Origin of the sequence: Simkania negevensis Z (genome assembly GCF_000237205.1) — a bacterium.
GTDB classification, from domain to species: Bacteria; Chlamydiota; Chlamydiia; order Chlamydiales; family Simkaniaceae; genus Simkania; species Simkania negevensis.
This window is the reverse complement of the sequence record NC_015710.1, coordinates 35,492-47,209: the sequence shown is the minus strand read 5'-3', so window position 1 is coordinate 47,209 and position 11,718 is coordinate 35,492. Positions and strand designations below refer to the sequence as shown.

The 11,718-nt window shown below is 37.4% G+C and carries 8 protein-coding genes; all 8 read right to left on the bottom strand.

Annotated elements, in window-relative coordinates; translation table 11 throughout:
- Position 1: 1 nt before the first annotated feature.
- The 8 genes from SNE_RS00240 to SNE_RS00210 all read right to left on the bottom strand — a co-directional run bounded on the left by SNE_RS00240 (position 2) and on the right by SNE_RS00210 (position 11,433).
- Positions 2-406 carry a hypothetical protein gene (locus tag SNE_RS00240; protein ID WP_013935029.1) on the bottom strand — a complete coding sequence of 135 codons (405 nt, stop codon included), beginning with the start codon at positions 404-406 and terminating at the stop codon, positions 2-4.
- 195 nt (positions 407-601) lie between these two features.
- Entirely contained in the window at positions 602-2,212 is a 1,611-nt protein-coding gene (locus SNE_RS00235; protein WP_013935028.1) for an ATP-binding protein, read from the bottom strand.
- Between the two features lie 184 nt (positions 2,213-2,396).
- Positions 2,397-3,914, bottom strand: coding sequence for a hypothetical protein (locus tag SNE_RS00230; protein ID WP_013935027.1), 1,518 nt, complete (start codon positions 3,912-3,914; stop codon positions 2,397-2,399).
- A 303-nt stretch (positions 3,915-4,217) separates the two neighbouring features.
- Complete coding sequence (locus SNE_RS13370) at positions 4,218-5,117, bottom strand: hypothetical protein (protein ID WP_013935025.1); 900 nt, start codon at positions 5,115-5,117, stop codon at positions 4,218-4,220.
- Between the two features lie 31 nt (positions 5,118-5,148).
- On the bottom strand, positions 5,149-5,427 hold the full coding sequence (locus SNE_RS00220) for a hypothetical protein (RefSeq protein ID WP_013935024.1): 279 nt from the start codon (positions 5,425-5,427) through the stop codon (positions 5,149-5,151).
- Between the two features lie 23 nt (positions 5,428-5,450).
- A complete protein-coding gene (locus SNE_RS00215) occupies positions 5,451-5,708 on the bottom strand; it encodes an SWIB/MDM2 domain-containing protein (RefSeq protein ID WP_013935023.1) in 258 nt (85 codons plus the stop codon).
- Positions 5,709-6,472: 764 nt separating this feature from the next.
- Positions 6,473-6,637 carry a hypothetical protein gene (locus tag SNE_RS13105; RefSeq protein ID WP_013935022.1) on the bottom strand — a complete coding sequence of 55 codons (165 nt, stop codon included), beginning with the start codon at positions 6,635-6,637 and terminating at the stop codon, positions 6,473-6,475.
- Between the two features lie 11 nt (positions 6,638-6,648).
- Entirely contained in the window at positions 6,649-11,433 is a 4,785-nt protein-coding gene (locus SNE_RS00210; RefSeq protein WP_013935021.1) for an AAA family ATPase, read from the bottom strand.
- Positions 11,434-11,718: the final 285 nt, after the last annotated feature.

The window sequence follows — 11,718 nt, the reverse complement described above, 5'->3', positions numbered from 1 at the left end:
TTTAATACACAGGGTTGAAGTGAACTTCCCAAGAGTTTTTACTCGCTTCCCAGGCATAGTCGATTTCTATTTTTTTAACAGGCACCCCATTTCTACCGTATTTTCCCGGGGGATTAGTCAGCTTTTTGTATAAAGCATTACTGAAAACCCCCTTTTCTAGTTCCCAGTATATCTTTTTTTTGGGACCTGGAACGGGACCTGGGGTGTTAAATAGTGCACGCATTTTAGGAAGAGTTTCAGCAATTTCAACTATGTGGTCATTGGTAATATTTAAGGGAAATATAGATCCGCGAGCACCATTATAATCAGATGGCCAGCTCGGAGAATGTTTTTTTTGGTGAGAATCAATAATAATACCTGGGGAACCATAGGTCGAAAGTCTTACAACATATCCATAGTTTTTCATTTTGTCTTTATCGTAGGCTTCAAGGTCGATATAGAGGCAATTTTAGGAATTCTAAGGTTTTACTCTGTAATTGCGAGACTGTGACACATTTCAGCTTAATCCATAAAGAGTAATTGTTATCCCACTTAAAGAGTTCATTATAAGTAATTTACAAAACATAATGTTGATTATCAGACGTTGCGAAAGTCAGGTGTTTTAGTCCCCTGATTCGGGGAGGATCTCTTTGATTTTTTCTCCTGATTCAGAAAGAAGTTCGCCTTTCCATTCTGAAATATTACGAAGTTCTGAGGAGAAGTTGGCCCCTATGATGATGATTTGTTTGCCTTTGTGAAGATAGGGCTTGAAGTACTGCTTTTCGTGGATTTGTTTAAGAGCTTTATCTGCACTATCGTTAAGTTTAAGTTCCAGGATATAGGTCGTTTTAGGAACTTCTAATACAACATCAATGCGCCCCGTGTTTGTAGTTCTCTCAGACAAAGGGTCAAAACCCATTCCATATAGCATTGATAAGAGCATAGCCTGATATGTGCGTTCTTTCGCATCTACAAAGACTTGATATGCAAAGCTAGAAAGGCCTATTTCTATCTGCTTAAATAGAAGACTTGGCTTATGTTCTTCTAGAGCCTTTACGGTCTCTTGAGAAGATCTTAGGTTAGTGATAGGAGTAAAATTCTGTACAAGAGAGTTAATAAAAGCAGATCGCACTTCTTCATTGGGAAGCCCAATAGAGTATTTCTTTGAGATGGGGTTATAGTCTTTAATGGTGAAGTAGCCAGTTTGATACATCAAAGCCGTTAAATCGATCTTGTCCAAACGACTGATGTCCATGAGCTCTTCTTCAGTGGCAGTTGTACCATCTAGAGATACCATCGACTCTGGATGCTTTTTTAACTCATCAATCAAAAAAGAAGGTGTTCCCGAACTATACCAATAGGTTTTAGGTCTTTTGTTTTGCATAAACTTCAAGGTGGAAAATGGATTGTAAACGCAAGTCTCCCCTTCTGAAAATCTGTAACCGTTATACCAATTTCGGATTTCATTTAAGAGTTCTTCTTCAGAGATCAAAACCTTCTGTTTACTTCTTTGTTTAGCTATATCTTCAATATAGTCTTGAAAGGTAACTCTCATCTCTGCTTCTGTGTAACCCATCATTCCTGCATATTTAGGGTCCATGGTGATGTCTGTTAAGTTATTAGGGCCCGAAAAGAGGGAAACTTGAGAAAACTTGCTAACACCTGTTGTAAATGTAAATTTAAGGTGTTTGTCGAGCCCTTTAAGAGTCCCAAAGAATCCCCTTAGAAGGTCGCGATTTTTTTCGGCTAGCTCAGGGTCTTTAAGATTGTTAATGATCGCACTATCATATTCATCGGCTAAAACAACGACTCGATTCTGTTTTGATAGCGTTTCGACTAATACTTTTAATTGAAATTGCACAGAAGGGCCTTCAACAGAAACTCCGTACAATGCTCCCATTCTCTCTAGTTCTGCCTTCAACCCAGCATTAAATTCTTCAATGGTGCTACTAGCTATTTGAGCAAAATCAAAATGCAAAACAGGATATTCTTGCCAATCGTAGTCACTTTCATAAATTTGGAGACCTCGAAAAAGCTCTTTGTTTCCTTTAAAAATTTCTTCTAGGGTATTTAAAAAAAGAGATTTTCCGAATCTTCGAGGACGAGACATGAAAAAATAAGGAGCGCCCTCGTCAATTAAGCTCTTGATAAAACCTGTCTTGTCGACATATAGGTACTCACCTTCTCCAAGGATTTTCTCAATGCTTTGAATTCCGATGGGTAGTTTTTTCATTTCTATGGACTTACTCCTTTTATATTATTTATCAGTATAAATCTTCCGTATCAATTTTTCGAGATTAAAACAAATTTTTGCAATCTAAAGTCCTTTTAAGGTCTCTATGAAGAAAGGCAAATCGAAAAAACTCCATTTCCTTGATTCTTTCGATTGGAGAGTTATGTAAGACACCTACAAAGGGTTAATGAGCAACTTCTGCGGACTTCTGAAGTTGAGAAAACTCTTCCGAAACCAAGAACTCAAATGGAGGAAAGTCTGAGATTACGCCGTATTTTTGAAGGGACTTTATAAATGAAAGGGTTTCTTTAGCTCCAGGCAGGTTATATTTTCGCTCAATATCAAGAATTTCCCAAATTTGATAGAATTTCCAAGGACTATCCATGTAACTCTCTTTTGCAGCATCAAGATATTTGATATATTTTATTGCTGTTAGAAATCCTAGATATTTGGCAGCAAACTCGAATATTGTAACACAGCTAGTGTTGTAATACTTTGCGGGAAGTTCTTCTTGTTGAGCTATTAGAGAGTTTAGAGCTTGTTCAACATCAAAACCTTCTTGAGAGATTTGAGACTCATATAACGCAACCATTGCTTTAAAAACATCGTATTCATCGGTCATTAATGACAAAACACGTTGTGCCAATTCTAGATAATTATTTTCGAGTAAAACATCAAACGTATCAGAATAGTCGACATCACTATCCTCATCATCTTCATCTGCATTTTCAATCAGCTCAAGAATTTTTGACACGCTTTTCTCTACAGTTTTAGAAAAATAAGGGTCAGTAACTTGTACCTTTAGCATCTGAATACCCTGATATGGTTCAGTCACAGTTTGCCAGAATGTTTCTAATGTTTCTAATGCCTGAGGAAGTTTTGCATGTCCTTCTATTGCAGCTAAAGTAGGTAGATAACGAACATAAAGCGGAGGGCACTTTGCGAAATCTTTCATAAAAGAATCATGTTCTTTAATAATGCGATCTTTAATGATCGCAGAGGACTGGTGCATAAGAAGAAGAACCCGGATTGTCACGTTGACACTTTTAGGGTACTTGATCTCGTCTAAGAGAGAAGGGTTTACTTCAAGAGATTTCAAAAAGTCTACGAAAGTATCATTAAGATCTAAAAGTCCACGGTTCTTTTCTTCGTTATACAATGCTAAAGAGAGCTTTTGCACATGCGGAAAGTACCAACTACCAATGTAGTCAAAGTCCCCCACTAGGAAGGAAATCAGTCCTTCTCGAGCTTTTTTCAATGTCTTTTCAGCATCTATAATATTCTGATACTTTGATATTTCGATGTATTCCTTCGTTCTATTTTGGTCAAAGGGGCATCTTTTAAGTAACTCAAGGGCTTTTTCGGGGTCATAAGGAGCAATTTTTTCAGATAGAAATTGTAATAGACTAGACACTTCATAATCATTGTAATCATCGGTCTTGCTCTCGATCAAAGATTCAAATTTCTTACACAACTCCAACGCTGCTTGAGTTTTTTTGATATGTTGAAGATGAGGCATTGATGCACAGTATCGAACCTCTTCTTCAATCAAACGTTGCAAGCCATTAGTTGTTTGATCTTGAGGAGAAGAGAGGACTTCTTCTTGATAACTTGCTTGCTTCGAGTCTAAGTTTATTTCATATCCAAGGGAAAATCCTTCTGCTGGAAGGCAATCACTTACAGATTCTATGCTACTAGTCATAATTAATCTCAAAATAACTGATAATCAAATAATTTCTTTTGTTTTAGCAGTCTATTTTAATGATTTTGCTGATATTGAACAAATTGTTTTTGGATGAGTAGCGGAGGTGTGTTGTATAACTCCAGTTTTGAAAATTCAGTGCCTGAAGGTAAACTAGGTTAAGAGTCTCTAATTTAAGATCTAAAAATGAGCACTTTTTAGCGAGTTATGCAACACAAATAGGAGAAGGTAAAGGCATTAGCATTTTATCAATATTGCCAAAAACAATCAAAAAAACTTTTTATGCAAGACGTGAGTAAAAAGCTAAAGAGCAGACCTTCTAGTGATGTTGGTTTTGGTGTCTGTATAGGCCCGAGGAGGAGTGTCTTTCTTAGAAAAGCTCGAAAAATCTATAAGCTCTATCGTTTTAGGAACTTTGTCCTGACCAGAGAAGATCAACTCTCTTAAGGAATTTTCTGAGAGTGCAAATTCCTTTTCCTTTTCAGGATACTCTTTTTGGAACTCAAATTCTTTCTCTTCAACCGCTTTTGCGATCTCTTTCCCAAACATAGCCTCAAGCAAAGGAGACGAGGCAAATTGATAATAGATCGGTTTTGCGTTGTCTTCAATGAATGAAAACAGACGAAGAAACGAAGGATAACCTTCTTTTTTCTTTAGATCATAGGTGTTCGTTCCCCTAAGCATTTTTAAATAGAGATGTTGTAAATCTGGATCTTCAAATTCAATGTCTTCCAGCTTCAAGTATGTTTTCTTTGACTTATAATACTTAGTTTCAGCTGCTAATATTCCATCGAGAACCTGTGTTGCAAAATCTTCTCTAAGTTTGTCATTAAGAGATGGCATATTTTTGTAAACCTCATGAATATATGTTGAGGCTATTTGATATAAAAGCTTGGATTGGGATGAGGTTTTGCTTAGAAGATATAGGTTGACTCTTCCTTTTGGAGATTCAAATCTCGTTTCTCTGAAATATCGAATTGGAAGCTTCTCATCATCGCCTAAAGTTTCAAATAGGCTTTCATCAGATGCTGCGATTCTCTCAAACTCAGCATCTTCATGCATGTTTTGTAAATTTCTTAGAGCTTTCAACGATCCTATGTATGATTCCGACTCTTTCTTGTCGGAGTGAAGATTCGATAGAAACCCAATAGAAATAGCCCCGAAAATCAACAAGAAAGTAATGACGAGAGGAAGAATATTCATGGTTAGACCGTAATTTGTAACAGCAGATATATTATGGCATTGTCATTGGTTCAAATTCCACTCCTCTTATCTTTTCTCTTTCAAAAAAGTCTTTAAGGTCTTCAGCAACGATGAATTTAGGTTCAGCAAAACCACTTTCTTTAAAGGGCTGTCTAAGTTTTGAGTATCCAAATCTTTCGTAGGTGGTGAATCCTTTTTCGCAGCAAATAGATTTTGTAGGCCGTCTTATACGTCGCTTGCTTGCCTTATCATATATATATAAAGCTTCCCTTCCCTTACGAACGGGTTTAGCAAAAACTGAGATACCCAATGGTCGTTAGATTTCTCATTCATTTACGAAAGATGCTTGTTGACCTTCTTAGTCATCTCAAACATGTTGATTGTCATTTTGCTTCCAAAGACCTTCGCTAATTTTTCGTCTGGAATGATATTTCTTTTATTTTCAGGATCTTGTCTTTTGTGTTTTTTGATATAGTCCCAAATTTTTTTTGTAACTTGTGTCCTTGGCATGGGCCCTGATCCTATAACTTCACTAAGTTCCTTGCTTACAGTCATCGGTTTCATGAAGCTTTCATTATTTTTCTTGGCCATTATTTCCTCTAAAGTGTTAGTTTTTATGGCCAATTTTCCAAGGAAGCGTATTTGAAGTCAATCTTTAGCATGACGAGCTCCGCATTCTCTTTTTGGATGGGTTAAAATGATGATATTTTAATCATTTCAGATTGAAGAGTGATTACTCGTCATGTACCAGCATGGGAGCCTTCAGGAAGGTGTTGTTGAATAAATCTACTTAAGTCACTGATAATCTGTGAAAGCATTTACAGAACATCAGTGACTTAGGTGTATTTTTTCAACACAACCCTTCAGGAATCCAATCTATCTAATCGTTTTGAAATATTCAATTTAAGCTCAAATATTGAGGGTGTTTTTTTACCGCTCTTTTTATTACAGGCAGTTTTGAAGCGTTGAAGTTTAAAACTTAGTTAACGAGACCTTCCACAAAACCTACATGATGTTGCATCATCTGAATTGGTTCCTCCGCATTGGATACAATACCAATATGCCAATTGGTAGGCTGTATCCATAACTAAGGATTGGGTTTTCTGAAAAATTAAAGATTTAAAATTTAAATCAACTGCTAAGGTAAAAAGCAAACTTATAGTGATGATTAATTTTTTCAATAAATCTCCTAGTTTGCCTTTTACTTATAAAGAGCTCAGAAAATTTTAAAGAGTAATTTTTATGCATCAAATTTTCCTAAGTGTCAATTCTTCTCAAACACAAAAGAGTCAGAAGACTCCATTACATTCCTAGCTTCAGCTTATTATTTAATTAGTGCCGAGAAATCTTTCATTTCAGGGGTCAATTTCTTCGAGGATTTCTAAGTCTTCTAAAGGAACAAGAGCCGCGCTGACTCCTTCTTTTCCTCTAAGAATCATTCGTTCTCCGGAAAAGTAAGCCTTTCTTAAAAAGGTTTCAACTTTCTCTTCCCAATTGCTGTCTTCTAAAATAGTATGCATGACTTTTTCTCCTATAAAGATAGGTCTGGTCCTCTTGAAATCTCAAGAGACTTTTGTTTTGCCAAGGTTTGGTTTTGAATGACTTCCAATTCTCTTTGTTTGGAAATTGCTACAGTTTCCTTGCGAACTGCACATTCGAATGAATGTCTCTCATCTTTCGAGACTTCATATCCCTTAAGTTTTTTCTCACAAACAGGCTCAAGGCTTCGATCAATTGCGAGGTCTTTGACATCTTGATCGGCACAACTGTTTTTAATGAAACTGATATCTTTCGTAAATTCAAGAATAGCTTCCTTCATCTGCAAGATTTGATGACTTTTTGGTGGGTGTCCATGCTTCGCATTAAAAAGCTGCATTTGGAAGGTGAGTCTTTCAGCTAGTTTCCCAGAGGCATTCACTTGAGGATCGCTGCAAATTTCTTTCGAAATTTCGTCTTTTTGCTGCAAAAGGTCAATGGCTTGCATTCCATATTTTCTCCAAATCTGTTCTTTTTGAGATAGTGATAGATCCTGAGATAGTTCTTCTTGAATCTTCCCTTCTATTCTTTTTTCAAAATGATAGAGAAGATAACCTATTCTTAACTTTTCGGTTGTACTACTTTGATCAGATCCTATTTTCTCAGTGACAAAATTTTGAAGAAGGTCTTTTCGATTATCCATTAAATGAAATGATAGAGAAGAAGAGTCAATTCCTTCTGGAAGAGGATCTGCTAAGTCCCACTTTTCAGGAAGCTTTGCAAAAAGCTGAGGTCTTTCAACCATACAAATTTTAGAAGCACAAACCTTCTTCAATTCATCGCAGACTTGAGCTGCTGCTTTAAAGCCCGCCTCATCGTTATCAGGCCATACGACCACTTCTCTTCCGAAGAGTGGACTCCAATCTGTTTTATCAACGTTTTTTGCACCACCAGACCATGTGATGCAGACGAAATTTTCATCCGGAAACTTCTCTAAAGCCTTGTCTGCTGTTTTCTCCCCTTCAACAACAAGAACAGGAGCTAGGGGCTTTTCCATTAAATGGTGTAAGTTGTAGAGGGGTTTCTTCCCTTGGTCATCTTTATAACCTCGAAGTTCCCATATGAGTTTTTCGGAATTATCTTTATAATAGCCATAGCTGAGAGGAGGAGTACTTTTTTGCGAGAGGTCTTCTTTGTTTTGAAGTCGTAGAACGTAATAGAGAAGATCCCCCTTTTCATCGTGATAAGCATGTCGCATGACTTCTTTGTAGTAGTAGTGCAATTTCCCATGGTTTTCAAACTTTGGCGCTGGAATTTTAGGGTCAGGCTTGATACTTACCCAAGTAGAGTCTTTCTCAGGAGTGGACTTTGGTTTGTTAAAGGAACCGGGCAGCTTAATTTCACTCACAATCCCTAAAAATTCTGCTGCCCATTTGCGAGCTTCTACTTTATCTAATTTAAGCTCTCTACCAATTAGCTTAAGCAAGCCACCACCTTCCCCTCTTTCGAAATCATAAAACTGTCCAGCTTTGTCACCTGTATGATTGACTAAGAGAGAGCCTTTTGCCCCAAAACGAAACTCTCTTCCCGTTTTTTTGCTTGGCCCATCAGGAAACAGCTTGTATAGAAGCGGTTCAATATGGAAGACAAGTTGATGATTGAGATCTTTCATTTTTTCTGCCTCAAGAGCTTTATTCTCTTGAGTTTTCAAAATGTCCTCATGTTTTTTTGCATGAGTTTCGATATAGTAGAGAGATTTATCTGCTAAAACTTTCCTACTTTCGGCTTTAGCTAAGAAAGGTTTCAATTGATAAGCATATTCATTCCTAAGAGCACAAGACTTCTGCCATTTTTGATAGTGAAGAGATTGAGAAACGTTTTCTAAGCTTTCTCCGCACTCGATTTGGGCAACTTCTCTAAGCTCAGAGGCTTTTGAAGCAGCGGCGAAGTAAGAGCTGAGTTTTTTTCTTTCTTCTTTAGGCAGGTCTTTCCATGTAAAAGCACTCTTCTCGAGGCTCTTAGTAAAGTCTGATGGATTTGTTTTTTGGTCATACAGGTCTTTTTCAATTTCGATTTCTTTGTTTCCCATCTTAATCATTTCTTTATTTAATGCAATAGTTCGGTCTTGACGAAAGATCTTTTCTACCACTTCTTCAGGAGAGACTTTCTCGGTAGCCTCTGTGGCTATAATGCATAGTTTTTTAAGTTCTTCTTCAGAAATTTCGCGAACGATTCCTCTAGAGGTTGTTACGTTATCTCCTTTGAAACTAAAAAAAACTGAGTCTTGGGATCGGTCTTGCTTTATCCCAATAAAATCTAGAGCTCTTCCCTTTACTTCTTCCCAAGCTCGAAGAGTTATTCCCTTAAAACGAGATTTAAACTCATCTGAGTTTCTAAGCGTTTCAATATCAAACTCCTTCTTTTGAAGGAGGAACTTTTCTTCGATTTCTTCGGTGTCTGTATAACAATAAGCTCCACTTTTAGAGCCATCTCGTAAAGCCTGTCTTTTTAGATCAGAAAGAGTTGAGGCTTCTTCTTTGGATACAAAATAAGTAACATTGTCAACATGCCTTGTCAGCTTGACATAAGCCATTTGTTGATTGAGATAGGGTGAATGAAGAATATAGGCCCGATCAACGGTTCTCCCCTGTACACATTGAGCAGTCGATGCATACCCCAACTGAAATCCTCTATATCTACTTGGATCAAATCTTGCCATGCGAGTTTTCTTTCCATTTTCTTGAATCGCAACAACAAATTCATCTTTTTCTGCTCGCACCAAAACCCCCATGTCTCCGTTACTAACACCTAGTTCACGGTCTTTTTTTCGAAATTCGACACGGTCTCCTTCACTGATAAAAATTGAGGCTTTATCTTGGTCCCCAGAGACTACCTCGCATCTAAATTCTCTAGAACTAATCTCTCCTCTTTGCTTTCGTACAAGTCGAACCATTTCATTAAGGGCACGTACTTCCGAATTTGTATGAGCCACGATAATGCTGCTATCAAATGCATTTCTAGATCCATTTTTTTCTGTATCTCGATGGTCAATTGCCCATTTTATGACAAGATCTTCCATAGCTTCTTTCTTAGTCGGGGCCCACTTAATCGATCCCATAGCAGAAAGCTTATCTAAAGCTGATCCAGCTTTTCCTATTGCCAGATCTTTAGCCATAGATCTAGCAAGTTCATCCTTTTGTCGCTGAATATCTTCTAATACTTCTGTTTGATACCTTGTAGAAAAAAACTTAAAAGCCCCTCCCCTTTGAACTGAAGGCAATTGACTACTGTCTCCCGCGAGAACAACTTTTACTCCTTTTTTTTCTGCAAGTTTTAGAAATTCTAGCAGCGGTTTGTTCCCTAATTTTCCTGCTTCATCTAGGACCCAAACTTCGAACCCTTTATGTATATTTCTCAACCCATGCTTCTGACTATATAGAAATCGATAAAGATTCTCTGCATTCGAAAAGCCTTTTTCATTAAGGACATTGGCTGTAGCATTATCAGGACCAAAGGCTCGAACTTTTAAACCTCTCTCTTCATATGCATTCTTCAAAGCTTGTAAAAGATAACTTTTCCCTACACCAGCATATCCTTGAACGCAGCACAGACCTTTACCATTTAAAATATTCTTGTACGCGCTTTTTTGCTCTTTAGTCAGTGTATTATCAAACTGTTCTTGAATCGATTCTGGTATGTTTTTTGTAGGTTTTTCATAGATACGGTCCGCCAACCTCAAGATTTGCCTTTCTTCATTTAAAACAGCTCTTGAAGTAAATTTTGAGACGAACTCTAAAGTCTTTTTATCTCTAAGATGCACGAGCTCTTCTTGCTTCCAAAAAAGCTCAGTCACTTCAGGAACTTTATCAGCTGGAGTATGTTTTAGAATGAAACGTTCAACATCGTCCTTAGTAAAAACGCTCTGTCTATCTGTAAGGGCCTCTAGAATATTTTTTGGATCACTTGATGCTAAAGCGTTAAGTTCGAGCCGTTTTTCATGCTCTTCTAAAAGAGCATAAGCTCGTCCTCTCATCCGAACTGGGCCTAAATGCTCCTGAGCTATCAACCCATTATCTTCAACTCGTAAGGCTAATCCTTTTGAGAGAAAGAATTCATTTTGATGCTGAGCCCATAACTTTCCAACGTCAAGACCTTCAACGACTTTCCCCTTCATAACCACAGGCATTAGATCTGTAGCTTTATAGTCTTCGAACTCTTTGCCGTTATACTTAAGTCTACGGGTCGATAGCTGTGCATGTGCATGCCAGTTATGCTCTTGAACACTCATACCTGGATAATTCACTCCAATTTCTACAAAGGGATTTGCTCTAACTCCTTTCGGAAGAGAAACAATGTAGTTCTCCCCTTTCTTCTCGATCACTGTTCCTACGATTCCCTTAGGAATACCCAAAGCTTCATTTTCCTCTGTAAACTCAATCGTTCTCTCAGGAGGATGGATTACAACCTCCGCAACAAGTCCATCATAGTGCTTTTTGATGAAAGTGCTTGCTAATTCGACTCGTTCCTCTGGAGTGATCTCTTTATCATCAGGCAGCGCAAGAACCAAATGCATACTGACTTGTGCATCTTTACGGACTTCTTTTCTTTCTGCAAGATTCCAAAGAACTTCTGGGTTTCTAAGATTTTCATCTGCACCTTCAGGAAGGATGATTTCGTGATGATAAACATCTTCGCGATGACTGAAATCATACAGCTTTGGTTCAAGCGCGCAATTCCCTTCAAAGAATATACGAGATCGAGAGAGATAAGCCGAAAGCTGACAGGCATTTCTTCCTTCTGATCTCTTAATGAATTCTATGCGGCCAAAACCTATTGCCATATTTTCGATTTTTGTTTTTAAGTATGAATTTCAAGATTCTATGTTAGATATTATGAATTTGCAAGCAAATTTCTAAAGCAAGTGTTGGTACAACACATATTGCGTCTAACTAAAACTCGCGAGCTCGTTTTGTTAGAACGCTATAATGGACTTTTAACTCAGAAAGATGTTTAATTGAAGAAGTCTCATTTGTTTTAATGGTTCTTGAGAAACTTCATAAGGAGAGAGTGGATTTTAATGAATCTGTGTGAATATGATCTACACTTCAGATGAACTAGTGTGGAT

Coding starts and splice junctions, on each gene's coding strand:
- SNE_RS00240 (WP_013935029.1), bottom strand. CDS start 406: ATGAAAAACTATGGATATGTTGTAAGACTTTCGACCTATGGTTCCCCA.
- SNE_RS00235 (WP_013935028.1), bottom strand. CDS start 2,212: ATGAAAAAACTACCCATCGGAATTCAAAGCATTGAGAAAATCCTTGGA.
- SNE_RS00230 (WP_013935027.1), bottom strand. CDS start 3,914: ATGACTAGTAGCATAGAATCTGTAAGTGATTGCCTTCCAGCAGAAGGA.
- SNE_RS13370 (WP_013935025.1), bottom strand. CDS start 5,117: ATGAATATTCTTCCTCTCGTCATTACTTTCTTGTTGATTTTCGGGGCT.
- SNE_RS00215 (WP_013935023.1), bottom strand. CDS start 5,708: ATGGCCAAGAAAAATAATGAAAGCTTCATGAAACCGATGACTGTAAGC.
- SNE_RS13105 (WP_013935022.1), bottom strand. CDS start 6,637: ATGCATACTATTTTAGAAGACAGCAATTGGGAAGAGAAAGTTGAAACC.
- SNE_RS00210 (WP_013935021.1), bottom strand. CDS start 11,433: ATGGCAATAGGTTTTGGCCGCATAGAATTCATTAAGAGATCAGAAGGA.